Origin of the sequence: Knoellia koreensis, assembly GCF_013041615.1 — a bacterium.
In the GTDB taxonomy this organism is placed as follows: Bacteria; Actinomycetota; Actinomycetes; order Actinomycetales; family Dermatophilaceae; genus Pedococcus; species Pedococcus koreensis.
This window is the reverse complement of the sequence record NZ_JABEPQ010000002.1, coordinates 652,235-678,949: the sequence shown is the minus strand read 5'-3', so window position 1 is coordinate 678,949 and position 26,715 is coordinate 652,235. Positions and strand designations below refer to the sequence as shown.

Below are 26,715 nucleotides of genomic sequence, written 5' to 3'. Positions count from 1 at the left end.
TCGTCTCCGCAGGAGACGGCTCCCCATTGTCCGTGATGGCTGGACCCAGTGATGAAGCAGGAGTGGTTGAGCAGTGGCTGAGCGGTGGCGGCTCATGGCGGTGCACGCGCACCCCGACGACGAGTCGAGCAAGGGCGCAGCGACGACCGCGCGGTATGCCGCGACGAACGCCGACGTGCTCGTCGTCTCCTGTACCGGTGGTGAGCGTGGCGACGTGCTCAACCCGAACCTCAAGGGCGACCCGCACATCGAGCGCGACCTCTCCCAGGTGCGGCGCGAGGAGATGAAGCGGGCGCAGGAGATCCTCGGGGTGCAGCACACGTGGCTCGGCTTCGTCGACTCCGGGCTGCCCGAGGGTGACCCGTTGCCGCCGCTGCCCGACGGGTGCTTCGCGCTCGAGCCGCTCGACGTGACCACCGAGGCGCTGGTGCGCGAGATCCGCCGGTTCCGCCCGCACGTCATGACCACGTACGACGAGAACGGCGGCTACCCCCACCCCGACCACATCATGACCCACAAGGTCTCCATGGCAGCCTTCCTCGCGGCCGGCGACCCGACGGCATACCCCCACGCGGGTGAGCCCTGGCAGCCGCTCAAGCTCTACTACAACGCCCACAACCGCGAGAAGTACGTCGCGTTCGGTGAGGCGATGGAGGCGCAGGGTCTGGACAACCCGTATGCCGACTGGCTGAAGAACTGGGACAAGGACAAGGCCCGGACCATCACCACCCGGGTCGAGTGCTCCGACTACTTCGACCAGCGTGACCAGGCGCTGCTCGCGCACGCGACCCAGATCGACCCCGACGGCGCGTGGTTCCAGGTGCCGCGTGACCTGCAGGTGCGGGTGTGGCCGACCGAGGACTTCGAGGCGGCGGTGTCCTACGTGCCCGTCGTGCCGGTCGAGGACGACCTGTTCGCCGGGCTGGGTGACGTCGCCGACGCGGACGCGCTCGCGACCAAGGGCGACCTCGAGCTGGTCTACGACAACCGCAAGGAGGCCACGGTATGAACACCCCGTCGACGGCGGTGAGCCCTGGGATCTGGGGCTTCCTCGCGTTCTTCGTGCTGGCCCTGGTGCTCTACCTGCTGATGCGCAACATGAACGCCCGCATGCGGCGCATGTCCTACCGCTCGGAGGAGCTGCGCAAGGAGGCCGAGGCCGAGCAGGACGCGCGGCGAAAGGCCAAGCAGGACAAGGCCTCCGGTAACGGCGACGCGAGCTAGCTGGTCGCGCCGTAGACCGACATCGAGGCGGCGATGTAGTGGACCACGAACGCCGCCACGGTCAGGGTGTGGAAGATCTCGTGGAACCCGAACCAGCGCGGTGAGGGGTTCGGGCGCTTGATGCCGTAGACCAGCGCGCCCAGCGTGTAGAGGACGCCGCCGACGGCGATCAGGGTGACGATGGCCGGCCCGCCGAAGTGCAGCAGCGGCCCCATGTAGAACACGGCGACCCAGCCGAGCGCGACGTAGATCGGCGTGTAGAGCCAGCGCGGCGCGCCCACCCAGAACACGCGGAACAGCACGCCGGCGATGGCGCCGATCCACACGATCAGCAGCATCTGCACGGCCTGTGCGCGGGGGAGCAGCAGCGCGAACGGCGTGTAGGTGCCGGCGATGATGAGGAAGATGTTCGAGTGGTCCATCCGCTTGAGGACCGCGGCCACCCTGGGCGACCAGTTGCCGCGGTGGTAGACGGCGGAGGTGCCGAAGAGCAGCCACGCGGTGACCGAGAAGACGGCCGCCGCGATGCGGGCCGTGGTGTTGGGGGCCAGCACGATGAGGACGATCCCCGCGGCGACGGCCAGCGGGGTCATGCCGGCGTGCAGCCAGCCGCGCAGCCGGGGCTTGACGGCCGCCATGACGGACTTCACCGCGCCCTGGTCGGGGCTCGCGTCGCGCGCGGTCTGCGCCGTGGTGTGCTCGGTCATGACACCACCATAACCTACGGGACCGTAGGTTACTCGCCCGTAGGGCCGTGAAGTCGCTGTGAGCCGGGCCGCACCGCGTGAGCCCACCAGCCGCGCCCCCCAACCCGGGCCCCACGTCCGGCGTCGACACGCAAGGGGCGAGTAGCGTGACCACCGCGAGGGTCGGCACGGGAGAGGAGCTGGGCGGTGGCGTTGTCGGACGTCCTGTATGCCGCGTACGAGCGTCGGCTCGCCAAGCGGCTGCGGCCCGAGTCCACCCCGCGCCACGTCGGCGTCATGCTCGACGGCAACCGCCGGTGGGCCAAGGCGAACGGGTTCGAGACCCACGACGGCCACCAGGCCGGCGCCGACAAGATCAAGGACCTGCTGCACTGGTGCGAGGACGCCGGCGTCGAGGTCGTCACCCTGTGGCTGCTCTCGACCGACAACCTCGCCCGCAGCCCCAAGGAGATCGTCCCCCTCCTGCAGATCATCGAGACCGCGGTGGCCGACCTCGCCGCCGAGCACCGGTGGCGGCTCAACCCGATCGGCGCGCTCGACCTGCTGCCCGTCGAGACCGCCCGCAGCCTCAAGGCGTCTGCCGAGGCCACCCGCGACGTGCAGGGCCTGCACGTCAACGTCGCCGTCGGCTACGGCGGGCGGCGCGAGATCGCGGACGCGGTTCGCGCCATGCTGCTCGAGCAGAGCGCCCTCGGCATGCCGGTCGAGACCATCGCCGAGAACGTCAGCGTCGAGGAGATCGAGGCCCACCTCTACACCAAGGGGCAGCCCGACCCCGACCTCGTCATCCGCACCTCGGGGGAGCAGCGGCTCGGCGGGTTCCTGCTGTGGCAGAGCGCCAAGAGCGAGTTCTACTTCTGCGAGGCCTACTGGCCCGACTTCCGCCACGTCGACTTCCTGCGGGCGCTGCGGTCGTACGCCGAGCGCGAGCGCCGCTTCGGCCGCTGACGGTTGCCGACGGTCGCGAAGGCGACCACGCGGCATACACCCGCCTCATCCGTTCGGGCAGGTTCGTGACCAGCGCGTGAACACCTGCGCGACACACCGCGTCGGTGCGTCCCGCGCGGCCGGGTGAGTCGTAGCGTCGGCAGTGACGCGGGGCACCCGTCCCACGTCCGGGAGGTCCACCACATGGGTCGAGCTCGACTCGAGACGGGGGGCCGGTCCCGGCTCCACCGCCCGTGGTGGTCCCGGTCCCGGCACCTGGTTCGCGAGTAGGCGCACTGCGCCGCACGGCGCGCTGTGCCGAGGAGAGACATTGGCCTCTAACGCCTCGACCCCTGCCACGTCCCGCCCGACCACGTCCGCGAGGACCAGGTCGAAAACGGCCCGCGGCAGCCGGAAACCAGCGCACCGCACGTTCGTGCTCGACACCTCGGTCCTGCTCTCCGACCCGCGCGCCATGCTGCGGTTCGCCGAGCACGAGGTCGTCCTGCCCGTCGTCGTCGTGACCGAGCTGGAGGCCAAACGACACCACCCGGAGCTCGGCTACTTCGCCCGCAAGGCGTTGCGGCTGCTCGACGACCTGCGCGTGCGCGAGGGGCGCCTCGACGCCCCGGTCAGGGTCGGCGACGACGGCGGCACCCTGCGGGTCGAGCTCAACCACACCGACCCGACGAGCCTGCCGGCCGGTTTCCGGTTGGGGGACAACGACACCCGCATCCTGTCGGTCGCCAAGAACCTCTCGCTCGAGGGCAACGACGTCACGGTCGTCAGCAAGGACCTGCCCATGCGGGTCAAGGCGTCCGCGGTCGGGCTGGCCGCCGAGGAGTACCGCGCCGAGCTCGCCGTCGACTCCGGCTGGACCGGCATGACCGAGCTCGACGTGACCGTCGAGGAGATGGACCACCTCTACGAGCACGGCCGGGTCGAGAACGCCGCGGCGGCCGAGCTGCCCTGCCACACCGGGCTCGTCCTGCTGTCGCCCCGCGGCTCCGGGCTCGGGCGCGTCGGGCCCGACAAGCAGGTGCGGCTGGTGCGCGGCGACCGCGACGCCTTCGGGCTGCACGGTCGCAGCGCCGAGCAGCGGATCGCCCTCGACCTCCTGCTCGACCCCGACGTCGGCATCATCAGCCTCGGCGGCCGCGCCGGCACCGGGAAGTCGGCGCTTGCCCTGTGTGCCGGTCTCGAGGCCGTCATGGAGCGTCGCCAGCAGCGCAAGGTCGTGGTCTTCCGGCCGTTGTATGCCGTGGGCGGCCAGGAGCTGGGCTACCTGCCGGGCAGCGAGTCCGAGAAGATGGGTCCCTGGGCGCAGGCGGTCTTCGACACCCTCGGCGCGCTCGTCTCGCACGAGGTGGTCGAGGAGGTGCTCGACCGGGGCATGCTCGAGGTGCTGCCGCTGACGCACATCCGCGGGCGCTCGCTGCACGACGCGTTCGTCATCGTCGACGAGGCGCAGAGCCTCGAGCGCAACGTGCTGCTCACCGTGCTGTCGCGCGTCGGGCAGAACTCGCGGGTCGTGCTCACCCACGACGTCGCCCAGCGCGACAACCTGCGGGTCGGCCGGCACGACGGCGTCGCGGCCGTGATCGAGGCGCTCAAGGGTCACCCGCTGTTCGCGCACGTGACGCTCACCCGCAGCGAGCGCAGCCCGATCGCCGCGCTGGTCACCGACCTGCTCGAGGGTCTGGAGGTCTGAGTCCGGTCAGGGCACGACCGCGGGGCCGGGTCGCCCGACCCGGCCCCGCGGCATACCGGACGTATGCCGCGTCAGCGGCGCAAGCGCCCACCTCGCCTAGGCCAAAAGGACGAATTTGGCGCCTCATCCGTCACATTGGTCACATTCCCGGTGGACGGATTGGAGATCGACCGTCGGCTTCGGTTAAAGTCTCGGTTCGGTAACGCCGGGGCTGGCTCGACGCCCAGGCGGTGCATCCCCCCGGCACCCACGAGGCCACCACCACGGTGGCCTTTCTCTTGGAGGAACGAATGAGTCAGCCCTACCAGGGCCGCCACCGCGCGCGCCACCGTAGGCAGGTCTCCAAGTCCTCCTCCCTCGTCCGGGCCGTGCGGCGCCCCGCCGTCACCTCCAGCCTGCTGCTCGCCGTCGTCGCGACGACCGCCGCCGGCTACCAGGCCGCGGACAACCGCCAGACCGGTGCCGCCGCGTTCACGGTGAGCACCGAGGCGATCGACCAGGCCAACGAGCTCGCCGACGCCCAGATCGAGGACTCGGCCCGGCTCGCCGCCGACCGCAACGACACCAACGCCAGCATCGCCGCGGTCCAGGAGAAGGACCGCCTCGCCGCCGTCGCCGCCAAGAAGGCGATCGAGAAGGCGCGCAAGGACGCGGCCGAGAAGGTCGCTCGCGACAAGGCGCGCAAGGCCCTCGAGGCCAAGAAGAAGGCCCTGATCGCCGGCGCCCAGAAGGACCCCCGCGCCGCGGCCCGCGCGCTGCTCGGTGACTACGGCTTCGACGACAGCCAGTGGAGCTGCCTGGACAACCTGTGGAACGGCGAGTCCGGCTGGCGCCACACCGCCGAGAACTCCTCGTCCGGTGCCTACGGCATCCCGCAGTCGCTGCCGGCCTCGAAGATGGCCAGCGTCGGCCCGGACTACCGCACCAACCCGGTCACCCAGATCAAGTGGGGCCTGCAGTACATCAAGTCGTCCTACGGCACCCCGTGCGGCGCCTGGAACTTCTGGCAGAGCAACTCCCCGCACTGGTACTGAGCCGGGCAGGGACGCCTCGCCCCGCGTCAGCGCGGCGGACGGGCCATCCCGAGGACGTCGAGCGCCTCGTCGAGCTGCGCCTCGGTGAGCTCACCCTTCTCGACGTGCCCGCGCTCGATCACGACGTCGCGGATGGGGCGGCGCTCCTTGATGGACTGCTTGGCCACCGCAGCGGCCGCCTCGTAACCGATGTACTTGTTGAGCGGCGTCACGATCGACGGTGACCCCTCCGCCAGCTCCCGGGCGCGCTCGCGGTCGGCGGTGATGCCGTCGATGGTGCGGTCGGCGAGCAGCCGCGTCGTCGCCGAGAGCAGCTGGGCCGACTCGAGGATGTCGCGGGCCATGACCGGCAGCATGACGTTCAGCTCGAAGTTGCCCGAGGCGCCGGCGATGGTGATCGTCGTGTCGTTGCCGATCACCTGGGCGCACGCCATGAGCGTGGCCTCGGGAATGACGGGGTTGACCTTGCCGGGCATGATGCTCGACCCCGGCTGCAGGTCCGGCAGGTGGATCTCGCCCAGGCCGCTGCGCGGGCCGGAGGACATCCACCGAAGGTCGTTGCAGATCTTGGTGAGGCTGACCGCGACGACCTTCAGGGCGCCGCTCAGCTCGACGACCGCGTCCTGCGCGGACTGCGCCTCGAAGTGGTCCTGCGCCTCGCGGAAGTCCACCCCGGTGGCCTCGGACACCTTGGCGATCACGGCGGCGGCGAAGCCCGGGGCGGCGTTGAGACCTGTGCCCGCGGCCGTGCCACCGAGGGGCAGCTCGGCCGTTGCCTGCGCTGCGACCAGCACGCGCTCGGTGCCGAGCTCGACCTGCCGGGCATAGCCGCCGAACTCCTGCCCGAGCGTGACGGGCACCGCGTCCATGAGGTGCGTGCGTCCGGCCTTGACGACGTCGGCGAACTCGGTCTCCTTGGCGCGCAACGCCTTTGCGAGATGGAGCAGGGCGGGCGCGAGCTGCTGGTGCACGGCGAGGGTGGCCGCGATGCGCAGTGCGCTGGGGAAGGTGTCGTTGCTCGACTGCCCGGCGTTGACGTGGTCGTTGGGGTGGACGTCGGAGCCACTCGCGAGGTGGGCGATGCGGGCCACGACCTCGTTGACGTTCATGTTGGTCGAGGTGCCCGACCCGGTCTGGAAGACGTCGATGGGGAACTGGTCGTCGTGCCGACCCGCCGCCACCTCACGGGCGGCCGCGGCGATCGCGCCGGCTCGGTCTGCGTCGAGCACGTCGAGGTCGGCGTTGACCTCTGCGGCCGCAGCCTTGAGCAGGGCGAGCGCGTGCACCACGCCCGGCGGCACGCCCTGGCCGGAGATGGGGAAGTTCTCCACGGCACGGGCTGTCTGCGCGCCCCAGAGGGCATCCGCGGGCACCTCCACCTCGCCCATCGAGTCGTGCTCGGTGCGGGTCGCCTGCTTCGCTGCCTGCTCGCTCATGTCTCAATCATGCGCTCGTGCGCAAGGAGACGTATGCCGCGGGGTCGCCCTGGCGGCATACCTCACCGTCGTGGGGGCTCGACGCCGGCGTCAGAGCTTGCGCAGGCGGACGCGGCGCACGCCGTGGTCGCGGCCCTTGGCGAGGACCAGGCTCGCCCGGCTGCGCGTGGGCAGGACGTTCTCGCGCAGGTTGACCTCGTTGATCTCGGTCCAGATGCGCAGGGCGGTGGCGCGGGCCTCGTCGTCGGACAACGCGGCATACCGGTGGAAGTAGGAGTCGGGGTCGGCGAACGCGGTCTCGCGCAGGCGCAGGAAGCGGTCGACGTACCACTCGCGGATGTCCTCGAGGTGGGCGTCGACGTAGACGGAGAAGTCGAAGAAGTCGCTCACGGCCATGCCGGTGCGGCCGTCCTCCTGCACCCGCGGGGCCTGGAGGACGTTGAGGCCCTCGACGATGAGCACGTCGGGGCGACGGACCACGATCTGCTCGCCGGGGACGATGTCGTACGTGAGGTGGGAGTAGACGGGCGCGGCGACTTCCGCCTTGCCGGCCTTCACCTCGGCGACGAACCGCAGCAGCGCCCGCCGGTCGTAGGACTCGGGGAAACCCTTGCGTTGCAGCAGGTTTCGCCTCTCGAGCTCGGCGTTGGGGTAGAGGAACCCGTCGGTGGTGACGAGCTCTACCTCGGGGGTGTTGGGCCAGCGCGCGAGGAGCTCCTTGAGCAGGCGGGCCGTGGTCGACTTGCCGACGGCCACCGAGCCGGCGACGCCGATGACGAACGGCGTGCGGGCCGGCCGTTCGCCCAGGAAGTTCGAGGTGATGCGGTGCAGCCCGGCCGTCGCGTCGACGTAGAAGCTGAGCAGCCGGGAGAGCGGGAGGTAGACCTCCTCGACCTCGACCAGGTCGATCCGGTCGCCGAGACCGCGCAGCTTGGCCAGGTCGGCGACGCCCAGGCTGAGTGGCTGGTTCTCGCGCAGCCGCGCCCACGCGTCACGGTCGAGCTCGACGTACGGCGACGGCAGCGTCCCGTGGCCGTGGGTGGGATGGCTCACGGGCGCCATTGTGTCCCACCGGCGCGATGCCGTGATCGGGGCGTCCGCCCGTTACCCTGCTGCCCATGTGCGGAATCGTGGGATACGTCGGCCCGAACGCCGATGACCGGGCGCTCGGCGTCGTCATGGAGGGGCTCGCGCGGCTCGAGTACCGGGGGTACGACTCCGCGGGTGTGGCGCTCGACACGGCCGACGGCATCTTCAGCGAGAAGCGGGCCGGCAAGCTGGCCAACCTCGAGGCGGCCCTCGAGGCGGACGACGTGCCGCCCTCGACGACCGGCATCGGCCACACGCGCTGGGCCACCCACGGCGGCCCCACCGACCAGAACGCCCACCCGCACCGCGCCGGTGAGGACGGCAAGCTGGCCCTGATCCACAACGGCATCATCGAGAACTTCCACGCGCTCAAGAACGAGCTGCTGGCCGACGGCGTCCACTTCCAGAGCGAGACCGACACCGAGGTCGCCGCGCAGCTGGTGGCGCGGGAGTATGCCGCGACCGGTGACCTCACCGAGGCGATGAAGAACGTCGTCAACCGGCTCGAGGGCGCGTTCACGCTGCTGGCGGTGCACGCCGACAGCCCCGGCGTCGTCGTCGGCGCCCGCCGCAACAGCCCGCTGGTCGTCGGCCTCGGTGACGGCGAGAACTTCCTCGGCTCCGACGTGGCCGCGTTCATCGGCTACACCCGCCACGCGCTCGAGCTCGGGCAGGACCAGATCGTCACGATCACCCCGGACTCCTACGAGGTCATCAACTTCGACGGCACGCCCGCCCAGGGCAAGGAGTACGAGGTCACCTGGGACGCCGCTGCGGCCGAGAAGGGCGGCTACTCGACCTTCATGGAGAAGGAGATCTACGAGCAGCCGCACGCCGTCGGCGACACCCTTCTCGGGCGCACCGACGACACCGGGCGCCTCGTGCTCGACGACATGTCGATCAGCGAGGAGCAGCTGCGCGACGTCGACCGAATCATCATCGTGGCCTGCGGCACCGCGGCATACGCGGGCATGGTGGCCAAGTATGCGATCGAGCACTGGACCCGCATCCCGGTCGAGGTCTCGCTCGCGCACGAGTTCCGCTACTCCGACCCCATCGCGTCCGAGCGCACCCTCGTCGTCTCGATCAGCCAGTCCGGCGAGACCATGGACACCCTCATGGCGGTCAAGCACGCGCACGAGCTGGGCGCCATGACCCTGTCGATCTGCAACACCCACGGCTCGACCATCCCGCGCGAGTCCGACGCCGTCCTCTACACCCACGCGGGCCCGGAGATCGCGGTCGCGTCCACCAAGGCGTTCCTCGCCCAGATCACCGCCTGCTACATCCTCGGCCTCTACCTCGCCCAGCTGCGCGGCGGCACCTTCGCCGACGACGCCCAGGCGGTCATGAAGGAGCTGCACGAGATCCCGGCCAAGCTCGAGGAGCTGCTGGGCAACATGGACCGCGTCAGCGAGATCGCGCGGTTCATGGCCGACACCCGCTCGGTGCTCTTCCTCGGGCGCAACGTCGGTTTCCCCGTCGCGCTCGAGGGTGCGCTCAAGCTCAAGGAGCTCGCGTACATCCACGCCGAGGGCTTTGCGGCCGGTGAGCTCAAGCACGGGCCGATCGCCCTGATCGAGCCCGGTCAGCCCGTCTTCATCGTGGTCCCCGGGCCGGGCACCCCGCACGAGCTGCACAAGAAGGTCGTCTCCAACATCCAGGAGATCCGGGCCCGAGGCGCGCGGACGCTCGTCATCGCCGAGGACGGCGACGAGGACGTCGTGCCCTTCGCCGACGAGGTGATCCGGGTGCCGAAGACCGCGCCGCTGCTCGCGCCGTTGCTGAGCGTGGTGCCGCTGCAGGTCTTCGCGCTCCAGCTGTCGACCGCCAAGGGCCTCGACGTCGACCAGCCTCGAAACCTGGCCAAGAGCGTCACGGTCGAGTGAGCCTGGTGCGCCGGTGATCGTCGGGGTCGGGATCGACGTGGTCGATGTCGAGCGGTTCGGGCAGACGCTCGAGCGCACCCCGGCCCTGCGCGACCGGCTCTTCACCGAGGAGGAGCGGGCGCTGCCGCTCAACTCGCTCGCCGCCCGGTTCGCCGCCAAGGAGGCACTGGCCAAGGCCCTCGGCGCACCGGCCGGGCTGGAGTGGCACGACGCCACCGTGCGCAAGGACGAGGGCGGCCGGCCCCACCTCGTCATCGGCGGCACGGTCGCCGCGCGGGCCGAGGCGCTCGGGGTGCACGCCTGGCACGTGTCGTTGTCGCACGACGCGGGTATCGCCTCCGCTGTCGTCGTCGCCGAAGGATGAGGTCACCATGCTGAGGGCGTATGCCGCGGACCGGGTCCGTGCCGCCGAGGAGTCCGTGATGGCGGGACTGCCGGAGGGAGAGCTCATGGCGCGTGCGGCGCGCGGCCTCGCCGAGGTGTGTCGCGCCCGATTGGCCGAGCGTGGTGGCGCCACGGTGGTCGGCCTGGTCGGCTCGGGCAACAACGGTGGGGACGCTCTCTATGCATTGGCGCACCTCGCCGATGCCGGGTATGCCGCGTCGGCAGTCGTGGGCGAGCGCGGAGTTCCGTTGGGGGACAAGGACTCCTGGGAAGCTGCCGGCGTGCGCATCGTCGACGGCAGTGACCAGGCGGCGGTGCGCGAGGCGCTAGGCGATGCCGACGTCGTCATCGACGGAATCCTCGGTATCGGTGGCCGACCGGGGCTGCCCGACGCGGCCCGGCGCTGGCTCGACGAGGTGCCGGACACGGCATACGTCGTCAGCGTCGACCTGCCCTCGGGGCAGGACCCCGCCGGTGAGATCGGCACGGACACAGGGGTTTTCGCCGACGAGACGGTGACTTTCGGGGTCGCCAAGCCGGTGCACCTGCTGCCCGCCACGGAGGCGGCGGTGGGGCAGCTGACGCTCATCGACATCGGCCTCGACGTCGAGGGCGGACCCGACGTCGAGCGGCTCGACTTCGACGACGTGGCCGCCCTGTGGCCCGTCCCGGGGGCCGCCGACGACAAGTACTCCCGCGGGGTGCTCGGGATCGTGGCCGGGGGAGAGGCGTACACGGGTGCGGCGGTCCTGAGCTGTACGGCGGCCGTGGAGTCGGGCGTCGGGATGGTGCGGTACGTGGGCCCGCCGACCCCGACCAGGTTGGTGCGCGCAGCGGTGCCGGAAGCGGTGCACGGTCCGGGACGCGTGCAGGCATGGGTCGTCGGGCCGGGGCTCGACGTCGAGGCGGAGGGGTCCGACGCGCACGCACAGCTCCGGGTCGCGCGCGAGGCGATCGACAGCGACCTGCCGCTCCTCGTCGACGCCGGCGGGCTCGCGCTCGTCGCGGGCCGTCGGGACGCACCGACCCTCCTCACGCCGCACGCCGGCGAGCTCGCCACACTGGTCAGCCGGCTCACCGGCGACGACGTCAGCCGCACGGACGTCACCGCCGCCCCGCTGCGGCACGCGCGCACGGTGGCCGACCACACCGGCGCGACCGTGCTGCTCAAGGGGGCCATCACGCTCGTCGTGCCGCCCTCGGACTCCGGCCTGCCAGTCCGCTCGCAGGACGACGCGCCGCCGTGGCTGGCGACAGCGGGCGCCGGCGACGTGCTGTCGGGCATCGCCGGGACGTTGCTGGCGGCCGGGCTCTCGCCGCTGGACGCGGGCAGCCTCGCCGCGCTGGTGCACGGTGTCGCGGCCGACCGCGCCAACCCCGGCGGTCCCGTGCGCGCGCTGGCCGTGGCGATGGCGGTGCCGGCCACGGTCGCTGCCCTCCTGCGTCGCTGAGCCGGCGCTGCATGAAAGACTGCTCCGCACCATGAGCACACAGGCCCTTCCCGCACGCGCCGAGGTCGACCTCGGCGCGATCCGCGGCAACGTGAGCGCCCTGGCGGAACGCGCCGGTTCGGCCGAGGTGATGGCCGTGGTCAAGGCCGACGCGTATGGCCACGGGCTGGTGCCGAGCGCACTGGCGGCGGTGCGGGGCGGTGCGACCTGGCTCGGCGTGGCGCAACTGCCCGAGGCGCTCGAGCTGCGCCGCGCCCTGCGGGGCGCCGGTGTCGAGGTGCCGGTGCTCAGCTGGCTGCACGTGCCGGGACAGGACTTCGGACCTGCCGTGAGCGAGGGCGTCGACCTCGGGGTGGCCTCGACGTGGGCGCTGGACGAGGTGCTCGCGGCGGCTGCCGCGACCGGCTCGACGGCACGCATCCACGTCAAGGTCGACACGGGCCTGGGGCGCAACGGCGCCTGGGACGCCGACCTCGAGGCGCTGCTCGCGGGCGTCGCGAAGGCGCAGGCCGAGGGCGCGGTCGAGGTCGTCGGCCTCTTCTCCCACTTCGCGTACGCCGACGCGCCGCAGCACCCGACGGTGCGGGGACAGCAGGAGCGGTTCGACGGCATCATCGCCCAGTTCGAGCGGGCCGGGGTGCGGCCGCAGGTGCGTCACCTGGCCAACTCGGCGGCCACCCTGACCAACCCCTCGGCGCACTACGACCTCGTCCGGCCCGGTGTCTCCGTCTACGGCCTGTCGCCGGTGCCCGACCTCGGTGCACCCGAGGACTTCGGCCTGCGCGAGGCCATGCGCCTCGTGGCGAACCTGTCCCTGGTCAAGGATGCCCCTGCGGGACAAGGGATTTCGTACGGCCACACGTACACGACGTCCACCGACACGCGACTCGGCCTGGTCCCCATGGGATACGCCGACGGCATACCCAGGCATGCCTCGAACGCCGGTCCGGTGCAGGTTGCCGGTCAGCGGTACTCCGTGGCGGGACGCGTCTGCATGGACCAGTTCGTCCTCGACCTCGGGGCACAGTCGCCGGCGGCAGCCGGTGACGAGGCGGTCCTGTTCGGAGTCGGCGCCGAAGGGGAACCGACCGCGCAGGACTGGGCCGTCGCCGCCGACACGATCAACTACGAGGTCGTGACCAGGCTTGGTGCACGGGTCCCGCGCGTCTACGTCGGGGCGGACGCGTGAGCCCTGCGAACCGCGGGCTGATCGGGCTCGGTGTCGGACTCGCTGCTGCCGGTGTGGCCACCGCCGCTGGCGTCGCAGCCGGCCGCGTCAACCGCGACCGCGTGGCCCGGTATGCCGCGTTGGCGCCCGAGGGCGTCTACGCGGTCGTGCCGGGTAAGGAACTCGTCGTGGTCGCCGACGACGGGACACCCCTGCACGTCGAGGTCGACGAGCCCACCGGTGGCGCCGACCCGGGCAAGCCGACCATCGTGTTCTCCCACGGCTACACGCTGAGCCTGCGCAGCTGGGTGCTCCAGCGCAAGGCGCTGGTTGAGGCGGGCTACCGAGTCGTCCTGTGGGACCAGCGCAGCCACGGCGAGTCGGAGCGGGCCCCGGCGGACACGGCCACCATCGACCAGCTCGGTCGTGACCTCCACAGCGTCATCGACGAGGTCGCGCCGGAGGGCCCGCTCGTGCTGGTCGGCCACTCGATGGGTGGCATGACGATGATGTCGCTGGCCGAGCAGTTCCCCGAGCTGGTGCGTGACCGGGTGGTCGCGGCGGCGTTCGTCGCCACGAGCGCGGGTGGGCAGAACATGGTGACGCTCGGGTTCGGCCAGTTCCTCGGGCGGCTGCTGGGTCGGCTCGGGCCGCGGTTCCTCGCGCGCCTCGGCACGCGCCAGCAGCTCGTCGACACCGCGCGCCGGGTCGGGCGCGACATCGAGGACCTCATCGTCGACCACTACAGCTTCGCTTCGCCGGTGTCGCGCAACACGATTCGCTACACCGCAGACATGATCATGGGCACCCCGCTGGCGGTGATGTCGGAGTTCCTGCCGAGCATCAACGTGCACGACAAGCGGGCCGCGCTCAAGCAGTTCAACGGCGTGGAGACCTTGGTGCTCAACGGATCTGGTGACCTGTTGACGCCTCCCGACCACTCCGAGGCCATCGTGCAGATCGTGCCCGGCGCCGAGCACGTCGTGGTGGAGGAGGCCGGGCACATCATCATGCTCGAGCATCCCGACGTGGTGAACGAGCAGCTCCTGTCGCTCGTCGAGCGTGCGGAACGAGCGGCTGCCGAGGGCATCGCCGTCTCGCGCAAGCCGCGGGTGCGGCGCACGGTGACCGACCTCGCCAAGCGGCGGGAGGTCGCCAAGGCGAGGAAGTCCCGACGCCGTGGCTGAGGGACGCCTGCGGGGGATACTGCCGACGGCTGAGGAGACCCGTGCGTGGGGGATCCGCCTGGGCCAGTTGCTGCGTGCTGGCGACCTCGTGGTGCTCACCGGCGGTCTGGGTGCTGGCAAGACGACCCTCACCCAGGGCATCGCCGAGGGCCTCGGGGTGCGTGGTCCCATCACGTCACCGACCTTCGTCATCGCGCGGGTGCACCCGTCGCTCGTCGGTGGACCGGCGCTCGTGCACGTCGATGCCTACCGCCTCGGCGGCCTCGCCGAGCTCGACGACCTCGACCTGGACACCTCGCTCGAGGAGTCGGTGACTGTGGTCGAGTGGGGCCACGGCCTGGCCGAGGGACTCTCCGATGACCGGCTCGAGCTCGTGCTCGAGGGCGAGGACGCCCGCACCGTCTCGTGGGCCAGCCACGGTGCGCGCTGGGACGACGTCGACCTGTCCGGGCTGGAAGAGGGAGTGCGCTGATGTTGGTGCTGGCGATCGACACCTCCACCTCGGCGATCACCGTCTGCCTCCATGATGGCGAAAATCCTGTGAGTGCAACGGTGCTCGACGCCCGAGCCCATGCCGAACACGTTGCTCCACTGATCGAGCGGGTGCTTGCCGAGACCGGTCACACACCGGCCGACGTCACCGACGTGGTGGTCGGCACCGGGCCGGGTCCCTTCACCGGCCTGCGCGTCGGCATCGTCAGCGGTCTCGTGTTCGCCCACGCACGCGGCATACCGGTGCACGGCGTGGTGAGCCTCGATGCGCTCGCCCGGCAGGCGGCGGATGCGGGAGTCGAGGGTGACCTGCTCGTGGCCACCGACGCGCGGCGCAAGGAGGTCTACTGGGCGAGGTATGCCGTCGATGGCGGTCGTGCGACCCGCGTCACCGACCCGGCCGTCGACCGACCCGCCGACCTGCCGGCCGATGTGCGGGCGCTGCCGACAGCGGGGCGTGGCCCTGTCCTCTACCCGGAGCTGTTTCCGCAAGCGGTCGACGTGTTGGATGTCGACGCGAGCGCCCTTGCGGCACAAGGCATCGAGGGCATTGCGGCGGGACGGCCGATGCCCGTGGAGCCGCTCTACCTGCGTCGCCCCGATGCACTCACGACCGCCGAGCGGGCATCACGATGATCGACCTCGCCCTGCGTGACATGGCCTGGCCCGACATCCCGGCACTGGTTCGGCTCGAGGCCGAGCTCTTCGCCGACGACGCCTGGAGCGAGCAGACCTGGTGGGCCGAGCTCGCAGGCCGCCCTCGCCGGTCCTACGTCGTCCATGAGTCACCCGACGGCGATGTCCTCGGGTACGCCGGACTCGACCTCGGGGGCGAGGTGGCCGACGTGATGACCGTGGCGGTGGGGCCGGCCGCCCAGGGCCTTGGAGTCGGCCGCGCCCTGCTGGGCGAGCTGGTGGCACGCGCTCGCGCGGACCACGCGGCATGCCTCATGCTCGAGGTGCGCGCAGACAACGACGCGGCGCGAAAGCTCTATGACCGCAACGGTTTTGAGGTGCTGTCGGTGCGGCGCCGGTACTACCAGCCGGGTGACGTCGACGCCCTGGTGATGCGCCGCGACCTGACCCGGGAGGTGACCGCATGAGCAAGGACGAACCCCTTGTCATCGGCTTCGAGACGTCATGCGACGAGACTGGTGTCGGCATCGTGCGCGGCGAGACCTTGCTCGTCGATGCGATCGCGAGCAGCGTGGACGAGCATGCGAGGTTTGGCGGGGTGGTGCCCGAAGTCGCCAGCCGCGCCCACCTGGAGGCGATGGTCCCGACGATCGAGCGGGCGACCAGGGATGCCGGGGTGAAGCTGGCCGACATCGACGCGGTCGCCGTGACGTCCGGGCCCGGGTTGGCCGGTGCGCTCATGGTGGGAGTCGCCGCCGCCAAGTCGCTCGCCGTGGCCCTCGGCAAGCCGCTCTACGGCGTCAACCACCTGGCCAGCCACGTCGCCGTCGACATCGTCGAGCACGGCCCGTTGCCCGAGCCCACGATGGCGATGCTCGTGTCCGGCGGCCACTCGTCGCTGTTGCTGGTGCCCGACGTCACGCACGAGATCACCTCGCTCGGCGCGACCATCGACGACGCCGCGGGGGAGGCGTTCGACAAGGTGGCGCGAGTGCTGGGCCTGCCGTTCCCCGGCGGTCCGCACATCGACCGGGCGGCCCGTGACGGCAACGCGGTCGCGATCGACTTCCCCCGCGGGCTGACGACCGGACGTGACGTGGAGCGGCACCGGTTCGACTTCTCGTTCTCCGGCCTCAAGACCGCCGTATCCCGGTGGGTGCAGGCCCGGGAGGCGGCCGGTGAGCCCGTGCCGGTGGCTGACGTGGCCGCGTCGTTCCAGGAAGCCGTCACCGACGTGCTGACCCGCAAGGCCATCGACGCGTGCCGCAGCAACGGCGTCGAGAACCTCCAGATCGGCGGCGGCGTCGCCGCGAACTCGCGGCTGCGGGCCATGGCCCAGGAACGATGCGACGCCGCCGGCATCACCCTGCGGGTGCCGCGGCCGGGGCTGTGCACCGACAACGGCGCCATGGTCGCCGCCCTGGGTGCGCAGATGGTGCTCAAGGGGCGCGACGCGTCGCCGCTCGACATCCCGGCGGACTCCTCGATGCCCGTGACCGAGGTCCAGGCCTAAGGGCCAAGCTCGCTGGGTAGCACCGTCAGGCGACGCGGTCCCATGGTCCGTAGAGGTCGTACTGGATGCGTGCGATCTCGGCCCAGTCGGTGTCCAGGGGTGCTCCGGAGTCAGAGTCGCACCAGTCGGGTCGTTGATCCAGGTCCTGGGAGGGCGGGTGCCAATTCCGGCCGAGCAGCGGTGGTGCGCTCGAGTGGTAGGTGTGCCCTGTGGGGGTGGTGATCCGGACCGTGTGGGGCCCCTCGTGGGGGTGGTGGACTTCGGTGGCGGTGACCTCGTGGTGCCAGCCGGGTGCTTCCTTGGTCAGGTTGCAGTGGGCGCACAGCCCTTGGCCGTTGGCCGCGGCGGACCTTCCGCCAGCGTGGCGCGGGTTGACGTGATCGGCGTGGGCGATCGGGGCGCCGCACCAGGGCGTGCGACAGGCATCGTCGCGCAGCACGAGGTAGTCGACGAGCTTGGGTGGGAACAGGCTGGCGGTGGACTCGAGAGCGACCAGGTCGCGCCCGGTGGGCTCGGTGAACAGGCGCCGCACCCAGACGTGCGCCAGCTGAGCCACATCGGTCGCTTCGTCGGCATCCCCGTCCGCTTGGGTCGTCCCCGGCACGGTGGAAGGCCCGTCGTGGGCGCGGCTGCTGGTCGTGGTGGGAGCGTGCTGGCGTAGCCAGGCTCGGGCGGTGGGGGCGGGGACGGGTCCGTGGCCGACCATGCGGGCGGGCTCCATGACGGACCGGTCCGGGTTGCCGATACCGGTCAGGGCGCGGTCGGTCATGACGAGCTGGACCGCGACGGGCTGCACCTGACCGAGACGGCGGCCGGACAGCTGGCGCAGCGCGGTGTCGGCCATGATGGCGCCATCGTGCCTGCCCTGGGGTAGTTCGCCCGCGGGGTCGCGGCCGGCCATGACGGTCGCGGCGTGCTTCTTCAACGCGGCGAACGCGCCGACGGTCTCGTGCATCGGCCCGAGCACGGTGAGGTAGGCCATTCCGTCCGGGGCGGGCCGACAGGTGACCCGACGGGACGCCACCGCGCGCTCGTTCCTGGCGACGACACCGGCGGCGTCGAGCTCGGCGACCACGGCCCGGCCGAGCTGTCCAAGGCGGCGTGGACTGACCTGCCCGGCGGGACCGCCGGGTCCGGCGAGGCGCCGGTCGGTTTCACGGCGCACCTCCACGGTCGTGGCGGCGGTGGCAGTGACGAGCTCGACCGCGGCGTCCTCGCCGATGGTGCCTGCGGTGAGCAGGGTCATGGTGGCAGGCATCTCGGCCACCAGCGCGCGGGCGGCGCCGACGTACCGGTCACCCAGCGAGGGTGAGACCCGGCGGGCGAGTGCGACCTGGGCGTGCACGGACCGACGGGCCTGCGCCCGTTCGCGCAGGGTTCCGTCCGCCGTGTCGGCGAGCTGGGAGTCGGCGAAGGCGACCGTGACTCTCGCCTGCGCCGCCGCTGCCGCACCCTTGAGCTGCTCCATCGCGGTGATCAGGTCGACCCGGGCTGCGTCATCCATCCCGGCACCGTCCACCCGGGCCAGGGCGCGCAGCAGGTCCTGCACCTGCTGCACGGCGCTGCGGCCCGGGGCGGTCGTTGTCATACCCGTATCGTACAGTTGTTCGAACAGTGATGCAACTGTTTGTGCACACGAATTTCGTTTCAGCACAACGAATTTCGTAACTGCCTTGTGCCTGCGCCCACTGTCATGAGACCCCTGGTGCTCGTCCGGGCGGCAGGCCGCAGGTGGAAACCCGAGCAGGCTGAAGGCGTCGGCCAGGGTTTTGGCGGTCGCGGTGTCTTGGACCCGGATGCGGTAGAAGTCCGGCAGGTCGCTCACCCGCGCACTCGCTGACGCGTGGTGTCGACGCGGTGCCGTGAGGCAGTTCCTAGCAGCGCACCAGACCGAGGTCGACCTTGAGGTCGAGCACCCGCGCGGCCGCAGCATCCACCTGCGCCGCGAACGCCTTGCTCGAGACGCGCTTCTGCGCGATCGCCGACAGCATCGGTGCCGCCAGGCCGGGCTGGGCGATGAGGACGATGTCGCCGCCCGCCGCGATGAACCGTGTTGCCCGCGCCCCGGGCGACACCGCCGCCACCGCCTTGGCGGCACCCACGTCGTCGGTGATGACGACGCCGTCGAAACCGAGGTCGCCCCGCAGGAGATCGGTGATGACGGCCTTGGAGAAGACGGCCTGGTTGTCGGGGTCGATCCGCGGATACCTTGCCGAGGAGATCATCACCAGCGGTGCACCGGCTCGTATGCCGGCCTCGAAGGGTGCGAGGTAGGGGTCGCCTGCCGCCGTGGTCGAGTCGGTGATGCCGCTCGCAGTGACGTCGGTGTTGCCGGTGACCCGGCCGAGGCCGGGGAAGTGCTTCACGGTGGGTGCGACGTCGGCGGCGAGGGACCCGCGGACGAACGCCGCGGCATACGTGGCATTGGTCCTGGGTGATCCCGGCGCGAAGTCGCGGCGGAAGCGCCCGATGGGCGCGTTGCCGGCGCCGAGCGCGGTGGGGACGGTGTCGGCAACGGGGGCCAGGTTGACGTTGATGCCAGCCTTGCGCAGCTCTCGCGACCACGCGGTGACGTTGCGTTCCTCGGCGCCGGGGGAGGACTGGGCCTGCGTGCGTGCCGAGGCGAAGCGCGTGAAGCCCGCTCCTCGCAGCTGCTGCACCTGGCCGCCCTCCTGGTCGGCTGCGATCAGCAGGTCGCCACCCGCCGCAGCCTGGAGGCGCTTGGAAACTGTTGCCACGGAAGCGGATCCGTCGTTCCACCCGCCGAGGAAGATCACGGAACCGAGGCCCTGCTTCTTCACCTGGGCGGCCAGGGCCCGCGAGCTCCCGCTCGACTGCATGCCCACCATCAACAGCTGCCCGGCCCGCTGAGCCGGTGTCATCGCCGAGGCGAGCCGCTGCCCGCACGAGGACGGCGGGACGGGGGTGCTGCTCGCGGTGACAGTCGTGCTCGGGCTCGTCGTCGGCGCAGCGCTCGTCGTACCCGAAGCGGTCGACGTCGACGTGGTGGACGTCGACGTCGTGGACGACGCGCCGGCCGAGGTGGTGGGCGAGGCTCCCGGTTCGCCGGTCGAACAGGCGGTGACGACGCCCAGTGCGGACACCACGGCGAGCGCGCCGAGGGCGCGGGCCGGTCGCAGCAGTCGGGTCGAGGTCACGCGGCCGAACCTATCCCGCGCGGCCGAGCAGGGCGAAACTCGCGCTAGCCCTGGTGTGGCAGCGTCTCGAGCTGGGCGCGGACGGCCCGGACGGCGCCGTCGTCGCTCATGCCGAGCCGGCGGGCCGCCAGCGCGAAGGTGCGCGCGGCGTCGTGCAGCATGCGTTCGGCCGCAGCCTGGTCGGCGGCCTGCACCCCGCCGGCCGGCCCGGTCACGACGGTGCCGTGGCGGACCCGGCTGGTGACCAGCCCGTCGGCCTCCAGCTCGCGGAAGGCGCGGGCCACCGTGCCTGGCGCGAGACCGAGGTCCGACGCGAGCTGGCGGATGCTGGGCAGCCGGGTGCCGGCGGCCAGGGTGCCGCTCGCAACCAGCTCGGTCACCTGGGTGCGCAGCTGCTCGTATGCCGGGACGGCGCCGTCGGGGTCGATGTCGATGATCACGACTGGGTTGCCGCCGGTGCCGGTCGAGCTCGGCCGGTGCGGGCAGGGCTGGCATCCGTGGCGAGCCGCCAACCGACTCCGAGCTCGAGCAGCATGAGCAGCAGCCCGATCGCGGCCCACGAGGCGTTTCCGTAGACCGCCTCGGAGCGCCCCGCGACCTCGAACACGGCCGCGGTCGGAAGCCCCAGGGCCGCGATCGCCGAACCCGTCAGGACCGCGGCAGCCCTGGCCCTGAGCGCGTCGTCAGCCGCGACAAGGTCGTCCCCGGCCGGTGGCTGGGGACGGTCGACCACGCGGCGCAGCGTGAGCACGAGCAGCGCGAGACCGCTCAGGGTGACCGCGGCCCAGGCCCAGGGCGCAAGGCCCCCGGTCCTGAGGGCGGCCGCGATCGTGGCGCCGAGCCAGATGGCCAGCGCCACCGCGAGTGTCACAAGGGGGCCGCGACGCAGGTAGCTCGACAGCGTGCGCGGCGCCAGCGACGCCGCCCGTCGACCCTCACCCCGCGGTATGCCCGCGATCCGCCACTCGGCCACGACGGCGCCGGCAAACCACCCGATGAAGGCGGCCGCGAAGTCCAGGGTGAGTCGACCCTCCCGGAGCGACCACAGGACGCCGCACGCGATGCCGGTCCACAGCCCGAGGGTTCGCCAGCGCTGCGTGATCCCCAGGGCGTGGAGCACCAGTGGGCCGTTGTCGGCGGTCACCCTGAGCCGTTGACGCGCGGCAAACTTTTCCAACCGTGGTCGGCTGACCGGTTGCTTGAAGGCTGCGACGGCTGCGTAGAGGCAGACCGCCACGGCAACCGCCACCACCAGTCCCATCACCATCAGCTGTGCCATGGACGTCACTGTGGACCACACACAGGGCTTGTGTCAATGTGTCAATACAGTGATACATTCATGACCATGAGCGAGCTGAGCGCGAAGGGGCGCGGCGTGGGGTGGGTGTCGACCGAGGTCTGGCAGGAGATCGCCCCGGCTGCGGACTCGATCGACCGACGTGAACGAATCGTGTTGCGCCGCACCGCGATCGGCATCACGGTTCTGATCGCGCTCGCCGTCCTGGGCTGGTGGTCCGGTCTCCTGGTCCCGCACGTCGCCACCGATGGCAGCTCGCAGGGACAGGCAGACACCGCCACGCGGGTGGTGGTCTTCGAGGCGACCCTGGTCAACCGGGGGCTGGTCCCCGTGACGATCGACTCGGTGTCCATCGCCGCCCCCGGTATCACCGGGGCGCGGACGACACCGGCACCGCTGCGGCTCGGTCCTGGCAGCTCGGCACCGCTGCGCCTGCAGCTCACCGTGTCCGACTGCGCAAGGACCCTCGCCGCGGTTCGCACCACCGAAGAGGGGCCGCGGGTCGAGGTGGAGGCCAAGCGCGTCTGGGGGACGGTCGAGACTCGCCTCGACGACAACGTCAGTTCCGGCGTGAAGCACCTCGTCTACCTGGCCTGCGGGGTCGACTCCGAGGGCTGAAGCCCCGCTCTGGCAGGATCGCGAGCATGGTGCGGACGTATGCCGCGAACGGCGCCCTTCCCGTGGTCCTCGACGTCGACACCGGTGTCGACGATGCCTGCGCGATCCTGCTCGCCGCCCTGCACCCCGCGCTCGACCTGCGCGCCGTCACCTGCGTCGGCGGCAACGCCCCGGTCGACGCCGTGGTCACCAACACGCTCACCGTCCTCGACGCCGCCGAGCGCCAGGACGTGCCCGTCGCGCGGGGCGCCGAGCTCCCCCTCCTGGAGGACCCGGTCGATGCCCGGCACGTCCACGGCCAGGACGGCATGGGCGACCTCGACTGGGTCAAGTCGACCCGAGACCCCGACTCGCGCAACGCCGTCGAGCTGCTGCGCGACGTGCTGCTCGAAGCCGCCGCCACTGGGGACCGTGGCCGCAAGGTCACGCTCATCCCGCTCGCACCCCTGACCAACATCGCGTTGCTCCTGCGCACCTACCCCGAGGTCGCCGAAGGCATCCGCGAGGTCGTGTTCATGGGCGGCGCAGCGGCCGACGGCAACGCCACGGCCTCCGCCGAGTTCAACGTCTTCCACGACCCCGAGGCGGCGGCCATCGTCCTCGACGCGTGCGCCGACCTGGGCATCGCGGTCACGATGTACGGGCTCGACGTCTTCTACCGGCCGCGCGTCACCCGGGCCAGCATCGAGCCGTTGCTTGCCGCGGGAAAGGGTGACGCCGCTGACCTCGCTGCACAGCTGATCGCCTTTCAGTGCAAGCGATTCGGCGACTCGTCGGCCACCATCGGCGACGCCGGTGCGGTCTGCGCCGTCATCGAGCCGGCGGGCGTGCGTCGCGAGAACCTCCCGGTCCGGGTCGAGCTCGCCGGCACCTGGTCCCGGGGCCGCACCATCGTCGACCGTCGCGACTGGAGCGGCGACCTCACCCACGACCCGCATGGGCGGGCCCGGTCGACGATCGACGTCTGTCTCGACGTCGACGCGCAACGGTACGCATCCCTGTGGTTCCAGACGGTCACCGGAGGACTGCGCTGATGGGTCGCGTGCTCGTCCTCGGGTCGCTCAACGTCGACCTCGTGGCCCAGGTCGGCCACCATCCGCGCCCTGGCGAGACCGTGCTCGCCGAGCCCGGTCTCATCCGCAACGCGGGAGGCAAGGGCGCCAACCAGGCCGTCGCCGCAGTCGCGGCGGGCGCCGATGTCGCCATGGCCGGTGCGGTGGGAGACGACGGTGACGGCACGGCATACCTGCGTCGGCTCGAGTCTCGAGGCGTCGACGTCACCCGCGTGCGGGTGGCGCCCGACCTGCCGACGGGTCAGGCGTGGATTGCGGTCGACGACGAGGGTGAGAACACGATCGTCGTGGTGCCGGGTGCGAACTCCGTTGCCACACAGCCCGATCTGACGGGTTGGGGTGAGGGTGACGTGCTGCTCGTGCAGCTGGAGGTGCCCCTCGACGTCGTGGCCGAGACCGCGCGGGACGCGCACCGTCGCGGCATGAGGGTCGTCGTCAACGCCGCACCGTATGCCGCCCTCCCGCACGACGTGGCCGCGCTCGCCGACCCCGTGGTCGTCAACGAGCACGAGGCCGCCCAGCTCGCGGATGGTGATGTGGTGCCGGGGTCGCTGCTCGTGACGTTCGGTGCGGCCGGGTGCACGTGGGACGGTGAGCCGTTCGCGGTCGAGGAGGTGCCGGCCGACCGGGTCGTCGACACCACGGGCGCGGGGGACGCCTTCTGCGGCGCACTGGCAGCCTCGCTCGCGGCGGGGTCCACCCGTGGTGAGGCCGTGCGACGTGCCGCTGCTGCGGGTGCCGAGGCGGTCACCCGCGTTGGGGCGCAAGCGGATCCGTCGTTGTGACTCGGCCGCTGCGTGTCGCCTTCCAGTGGAGTGGTGGCAAGGACTCGGCCCTGGCGCTGAGCCTCCTCCTGGCCCGTGACGACATCAGCGTCGAGCGGCTGGTCACGACAGTCGCGCCCGACGAGTCGGTGGCTACGGTCCACCACGTGCCCTCGGCCCTGCTGCGAGCGCAGGCGGAGTCCATCGGCATACCGCTGGAGGTCGTGCCCATGGCCGGGCCTGAGCTTGAGGGGTATGCCGAGCGCATCGGCGCGGTGGGGGCACGGCTGCGCGAGGCAGGCTTCGATGCCGTCGCGTTCGGCGACCTGTCCGTCTCGGGAGCCCGGGTGCACCGCGACGACCTGTTCGGGCCGCTGGGGCTGCAGGTCCTGGAACCGTTGTGGCAGTGGACCTCTCGCGAATGCATCGACCGCTTCCTCGCAACCGGGATGCGAGCCGTCACGGTCGTCGTCGACGCCGCCGTGCTCGGACCGGAGCGCGTCGGGGTGCCCGTCGACCGCGAGTTCGTGGAGTCGCTTCCGGCGGACGTCGACCCCTGCGGTGAGCTCGGCGAGTACCACACGTTCGTCCACGACGGCCCGATCTTCAGCGAGCCGGTCCTCGTGCGCCGGGGCGTCACCCGGTCGTTGTCCGTCGAGATCGGGACCACCCGGGGCAGGCAGCGGTTCGACTACTGGGTCTGCACGCCGCAGCTGGCCTGACGCCGGCCCGGAGGGGGTCAGTTCACCGAGACGTGGACGTGGTCCATGTGGTTCTGGGTGACGCTGCCGCGGTCCGACATGTACTTCCACGTGCCGGTGCTCGGGTACCAGATCCGCTGGTACCAGATGATGTACTTCACGTTGAGCTGGGACGCGTTGGCGATGACGTAGGACGCCACCTGGTCGCCGGTCGCCCGGCTCGACACCATCGCGTCGACCGCGGTGCCGGTGCCGTGGTCCATGTCGCCCGCACGGAACCCGCCGAAGGACGTCACCTGCGGGAAGTTGTCGCGGATCGCGTTGAGCACGACCAGGCCGTTGGGCGTCAGGCCGAGCTCGTTGCGCAGGCCGGAGCGCCGGATGCCACCACGCGACACGGAGTCCTGCGTGCGGTCGGCGAGGGCCCCTGCCGCGGAGGTGTCCTTCTTCGGGGCGGACGCCTTGGGCTTGGCCTTCGGCTTCGGCTTGGGCTTGGCGACTGCCGAGAACCCGATCTGCCCGAACGTCTCGGGCTGGGCCACGGCCGCCGCCGGCGCGGTCACCGTGGTGGTCGGGGCAGCCTCACGCGGCGAGTCGACCAGGGCGAGTGCGGGGCTGGCGATGGGGGCCGACCAGGCGCTCACGAACCCCACGGCCGCCAGCAGGCACCCCGCCGTCTTGACCAGGCCGCGGTGGCTGGGTCGACGCACCATCGCAGTCAGCTCGGCGCGCAGCGCAGGGCTGCGGCGGAGCTGGACGCGGTGACGACCTGAGGACGTGGGGGGCTGGGTCATGAGGGAGGGAGTCCTGGGTGAGCTGGCAAGCGGACGGCCGAGGGCCAAGCGGTCACGGTACCGGCTGGGCCGCCGAGGTCACAAACAGGTCACGGGGCGCGTGGCGAGGCTCACGCCCCGCCGGGCACGGCGGCATACCCCCGCATGGCCACGACCGACGTGGGAGGGGAAGGGGGTTTGACGGGTGTGCCGTCAGGCCGGGCGCACGACCAGCGCCACCTGGTTGCTGCGCACCCTGGTGAGGACGACGGTCGCCTCGGTGCGCCCCTTGGCGGGCAGGCGCAGCTGGCGGCGCAGGAGGTCGGGGTCGACGCTGACGCCGCGCTTCTTGATGGTGAGCCGGTCGAACCCGTGGTCGCGCAGCCACCCGCGCAACGCCTTGACGTTGAACGGCATCGCCTCGACGACGACGAACCGGCGGGCAAAGGGCACGTCGTGGGCGGCGTCGCTGGACACGTAGCCGACGCCGTCGTCCAGCTCGTGCCCGTCGACCGCCGCCGTCACCGCGCCCACGAGCCCGGCCCGGATGACGGCCCGGTCCGGTTCGTAGAGCCAGGCGCCGATCTCCCCGAGTGAGTTGACCCGCGCGTGGTCGGGGTCGGCCCCCGCCTCGGTCACCAGCACGGCACCCCCGTCGCGCAGGACAGCGGCGGTCCGGCCCGCGGTCTGGGCGAGCGGTCCGAACCAGACGGCGCACTCCAGGACCTCACCGTCGAGCGAGGTCCACTGGGCCTCCGCGCCGGCCGGGATCGCGGCATGGGGAAAGGCGGGAGCGAGCTTGGCTCCGGTGGCGGGCAGGCGGCGGGCGATGTCCTGCACCTGTTGCCACGAGGGCGAGATCGAGTCGAGGTCGAAGACCCGGCGCGTGCGACCGCGTACGTCGGCGACGCCGGGTGTGCGCCGCGCAGGGTCGAGCCAGGCGCCGGCATCGCGGGCACCCTCACCGGCGGGTGGCGTGAAGTCCTCGACCCGGCCGGCCTGCGCGCCCGACTCGGGCCAGTGACGCAGGTTGACCGCCGCGACCGCCGCGGTCACCTCGTCGGCGTCGATCGCCCGCACCCGCAGGTCGAGCCCGGCCATCGCCATGGCGTCGGCCCCGATGCCGCAGCCGAGGTCGTGCACCGTCGAGACACCCGCCGCACGGAACCGCTGGGCGTGGCGGGCCGCGACGGCGAGCCGGGTGGCCTGCTCCAGCCCGTCGGAGGTGAAGACCATGCCGCGAGCGAACTCGCCGAACTTGTCGACGGCCTTGGCCCGCAGGCGGCTCTGGTTGAGCGCGGCCGCGACCAGGTCCGGGTCGAAACCCGCGGCCCGCAACCGGTCCTGCAAGCCGAGTGCCTGCGACTCGTCGTAGGGCGGCAGTGACTGGAGGAGGCCCCAGCCCTCGCCGGTGGTGAGCCGTCGCAGCAGGGCCAGGTCCATGCCCGGCATTGTGGCAGCCGCCGGTCAGGGCCCGCCGAGG

The 26,715-nt window shown here is 71.6% G+C and carries 27 protein-coding genes; 18 read left to right on the top strand and 9 right to left on the bottom strand.

Going from position 1 to position 26,715, the window contains the following annotated elements; genetic code table 11:
* Positions 1-73: 73 nt before the first annotated feature.
* Together mca and HJG52_RS11485 are read left to right on the top strand one after the other, a co-directional pair.
* On the top strand, positions 74-1,009 hold the full coding sequence (gene mca, locus HJG52_RS11490) for a mycothiol conjugate amidase Mca (protein ID WP_346767702.1): 936 nt from the start codon (positions 74-76) through the stop codon (positions 1,007-1,009).
* On the top strand, positions 1,006-1,224 hold the full coding sequence (locus tag HJG52_RS11485) for a hypothetical protein (RefSeq protein ID WP_171243706.1): 219 nt from the start codon (positions 1,006-1,008) through the stop codon (positions 1,222-1,224). The genes mca and HJG52_RS11485 overlap by 4 nt, the downstream gene beginning before the upstream one ends.
* Here HJG52_RS11485 and trhA read toward each other — a convergent pair.
* Positions 1,221-1,931, bottom strand: coding sequence for a PAQR family membrane homeostasis protein TrhA (trhA, locus tag HJG52_RS11480; RefSeq protein ID WP_171243705.1), 711 nt, complete (start codon positions 1,929-1,931; stop codon positions 1,221-1,223). The two genes, HJG52_RS11485 and trhA, sit on opposite strands and share 4 nt — an antisense overlap.
* A gap of 186 nt (positions 1,932-2,117) precedes the next feature.
* On the opposite strand from trhA, the gene HJG52_RS11475 reads away from it, so the two are divergent.
* From HJG52_RS11475 to HJG52_RS11465, 3 genes are all read left to right on the top strand, one after another.
* The gene (locus HJG52_RS11475) at positions 2,118-2,879 is read left to right on the top strand and encodes an isoprenyl transferase (protein ID WP_171243704.1); all 762 of its coding nucleotides are present in this window, start codon (positions 2,118-2,120) and stop codon (positions 2,877-2,879) included.
* A 454-nt stretch (positions 2,880-3,333) separates the two neighbouring features.
* A complete protein-coding gene (gene phoH2 / locus HJG52_RS11470) occupies positions 3,334-4,569 on the top strand; it encodes an RNA 5'-3' helicase PhoH2 (RefSeq protein ID WP_240977982.1) in 1,236 nt (411 codons plus the stop codon).
* 290 nt (positions 4,570-4,859) lie between these two features.
* Positions 4,860-5,603: an aggregation-promoting factor C-terminal-like domain-containing protein gene (locus HJG52_RS11465; protein ID WP_171243703.1), complete on the top strand. Its 744-nt coding sequence runs from the start codon at positions 4,860-4,862 to the stop codon at positions 5,601-5,603.
* A 26-nt stretch (positions 5,604-5,629) separates the two neighbouring features.
* Here HJG52_RS11465 and HJG52_RS11460 read toward each other — a convergent pair whose 3' ends face one another.
* Together HJG52_RS11460 and coaA are read right to left on the bottom strand one after the other, a co-directional pair.
* Positions 5,630-7,039, bottom strand: a complete 1,410-nt coding sequence (locus HJG52_RS11460) for a class II fumarate hydratase (RefSeq protein WP_171243702.1) — start codon at positions 7,037-7,039, stop codon at positions 5,630-5,632.
* A 90-nt stretch (positions 7,040-7,129) separates the two neighbouring features.
* Positions 7,130-8,101: a type I pantothenate kinase gene (coaA, locus tag HJG52_RS11455; protein WP_171243701.1), complete on the bottom strand. Its 972-nt coding sequence runs from the start codon at positions 8,099-8,101 to the stop codon at positions 7,130-7,132.
* 56 nt (positions 8,102-8,157) lie between these two features.
* On the opposite strand from coaA, the gene glmS reads away from it, so the two are divergent.
* Genes glmS through tsaD form a run of 9 tightly spaced genes read left to right on the top strand, consistent with a single transcriptional unit; the run spans position 8,158 to position 16,848 of the window.
* Positions 8,158-10,017, top strand: a complete 1,860-nt coding sequence (glmS, locus tag HJG52_RS11450) for a glutamine--fructose-6-phosphate transaminase (isomerizing) (protein ID WP_171243700.1) — start codon at positions 8,158-8,160, stop codon at positions 10,015-10,017.
* A gap of 13 nt (positions 10,018-10,030) precedes the next feature.
* Positions 10,031-10,381, top strand: a complete 351-nt coding sequence (locus tag HJG52_RS11445; protein ID WP_171243699.1) for a holo-ACP synthase — start codon at positions 10,031-10,033, stop codon at positions 10,379-10,381.
* A gap of 7 nt (positions 10,382-10,388) precedes the next feature.
* Entirely contained in the window at positions 10,389-11,852 is a 1,464-nt protein-coding gene (locus tag HJG52_RS11440) for a bifunctional ADP-dependent NAD(P)H-hydrate dehydratase/NAD(P)H-hydrate epimerase (protein ID WP_171243698.1), read from the top strand.
* Between the two features lie 31 nt (positions 11,853-11,883).
* Positions 11,884-13,041: an alanine racemase gene (gene alr / locus HJG52_RS11435; RefSeq protein WP_171243697.1), complete on the top strand. Its 1,158-nt coding sequence runs from the start codon at positions 11,884-11,886 to the stop codon at positions 13,039-13,041.
* Positions 13,038-14,207 (top strand): alpha/beta fold hydrolase, encoded by a 1,170-nt coding sequence (locus HJG52_RS11430; protein ID WP_346767700.1) that lies wholly within the window; start codon positions 13,038-13,040, stop codon positions 14,205-14,207. Before alr ends, HJG52_RS11430 begins: the two co-directional genes overlap by 4 nt.
* Positions 14,200-14,679 (top strand): tRNA (adenosine(37)-N6)-threonylcarbamoyltransferase complex ATPase subunit type 1 TsaE, encoded by a 480-nt coding sequence (gene tsaE, locus HJG52_RS11425; RefSeq protein WP_346767699.1) that lies wholly within the window; start codon positions 14,200-14,202, stop codon positions 14,677-14,679. Before HJG52_RS11430 ends, tsaE begins: the two co-directional genes overlap by 8 nt.
* Positions 14,679-15,335, top strand: coding sequence for a tRNA (adenosine(37)-N6)-threonylcarbamoyltransferase complex dimerization subunit type 1 TsaB (tsaB, locus tag HJG52_RS11420; protein ID WP_171243696.1), 657 nt, complete (start codon positions 14,679-14,681; stop codon positions 15,333-15,335). The genes tsaE and tsaB overlap by 1 nt, the downstream gene beginning before the upstream one ends.
* Positions 15,332-15,802 carry a ribosomal protein S18-alanine N-acetyltransferase gene (rimI, locus tag HJG52_RS11415; RefSeq protein WP_240977792.1) on the top strand — a complete coding sequence of 157 codons (471 nt, stop codon included), beginning with the start codon at positions 15,332-15,334 and terminating at the stop codon, positions 15,800-15,802. Before tsaB ends, rimI begins: the two co-directional genes overlap by 4 nt.
* On the top strand, positions 15,799-16,848 hold the full coding sequence (gene tsaD, locus HJG52_RS11410; RefSeq protein WP_171243695.1) for a tRNA (adenosine(37)-N6)-threonylcarbamoyltransferase complex transferase subunit TsaD: 1,050 nt from the start codon (positions 15,799-15,801) through the stop codon (positions 16,846-16,848). The genes rimI and tsaD overlap by 4 nt, the downstream gene beginning before the upstream one ends.
* Positions 16,849-16,873: 25 nt before the next feature.
* On the opposite strand, the gene HJG52_RS11405 is transcribed toward tsaD, so the two are convergent.
* From HJG52_RS11405 to HJG52_RS11390, 4 genes are all read right to left on the bottom strand, one after another.
* Positions 16,874-18,436 carry an HNH endonuclease gene (locus HJG52_RS11405; protein WP_171243694.1) on the bottom strand — a complete coding sequence of 521 codons (1,563 nt, stop codon included), beginning with the start codon at positions 18,434-18,436 and terminating at the stop codon, positions 16,874-16,876.
* A gap of 286 nt (positions 18,437-18,722) precedes the next feature.
* Positions 18,723-20,006 carry a glycoside hydrolase family 3 N-terminal domain-containing protein gene (locus HJG52_RS11400; RefSeq protein ID WP_346767698.1) on the bottom strand — a complete coding sequence of 428 codons (1,284 nt, stop codon included), beginning with the start codon at positions 20,004-20,006 and terminating at the stop codon, positions 18,723-18,725.
* 44 nt (positions 20,007-20,050) lie between these two features.
* Positions 20,051-20,446, bottom strand: a complete 396-nt coding sequence (locus tag HJG52_RS11395; protein WP_346767697.1) for a GntR family transcriptional regulator — start codon at positions 20,444-20,446, stop codon at positions 20,051-20,053.
* Complete coding sequence (locus tag HJG52_RS11390) at positions 20,443-21,285, bottom strand: hypothetical protein (RefSeq protein WP_171243693.1); 843 nt, start codon at positions 21,283-21,285, stop codon at positions 20,443-20,445. The genes HJG52_RS11395 and HJG52_RS11390 overlap by 4 nt, the downstream gene beginning before the upstream one ends.
* Positions 21,286-21,351: 66 nt before the next feature.
* On the opposite strand from HJG52_RS11390, the gene HJG52_RS11385 reads away from it, so the two are divergent.
* Genes HJG52_RS11385 through HJG52_RS11370 form a run of 4 tightly spaced genes read left to right on the top strand, consistent with a single transcriptional unit; the run spans position 21,352 to position 24,480 of the window.
* The gene (locus HJG52_RS11385) at positions 21,352-21,921 is read left to right on the top strand and encodes a hypothetical protein (RefSeq protein WP_171243692.1); all 570 of its coding nucleotides are present in this window, start codon (positions 21,352-21,354) and stop codon (positions 21,919-21,921) included.
* Between the two features lie 26 nt (positions 21,922-21,947).
* Positions 21,948-22,955, top strand: coding sequence for a nucleoside hydrolase (locus HJG52_RS11380; protein ID WP_171243691.1), 1,008 nt, complete (start codon positions 21,948-21,950; stop codon positions 22,953-22,955).
* Positions 22,955-23,779, top strand: coding sequence for a PfkB family carbohydrate kinase (locus HJG52_RS11375; protein WP_171243690.1), 825 nt, complete (start codon positions 22,955-22,957; stop codon positions 23,777-23,779). Before HJG52_RS11380 ends, HJG52_RS11375 begins: the two co-directional genes overlap by 1 nt.
* Positions 23,776-24,480, top strand: coding sequence for a Dph6-related ATP pyrophosphatase (locus HJG52_RS11370; RefSeq protein WP_171243689.1), 705 nt, complete (start codon positions 23,776-23,778; stop codon positions 24,478-24,480). The genes HJG52_RS11375 and HJG52_RS11370 overlap by 4 nt, the downstream gene beginning before the upstream one ends.
* A gap of 17 nt (positions 24,481-24,497) precedes the next feature.
* Here the strand turns inward: HJG52_RS11370 and HJG52_RS20810 are convergent, their stop codons facing one another.
* Together HJG52_RS20810 and HJG52_RS11360 are read right to left on the bottom strand one after the other, a co-directional pair.
* Entirely contained in the window at positions 24,498-25,253 is a 756-nt protein-coding gene (locus HJG52_RS20810) for a VldE C-terminal domain-containing protein (protein ID WP_171243688.1), read from the bottom strand.
* A 192-nt stretch (positions 25,254-25,445) separates the two neighbouring features.
* Positions 25,446-26,675 carry a class I SAM-dependent methyltransferase gene (locus HJG52_RS11360; protein WP_171243687.1) on the bottom strand — a complete coding sequence of 410 codons (1,230 nt, stop codon included), beginning with the start codon at positions 26,673-26,675 and terminating at the stop codon, positions 25,446-25,448.
* Between the last annotated feature and the right edge of the window lie 40 nt (positions 26,676-26,715).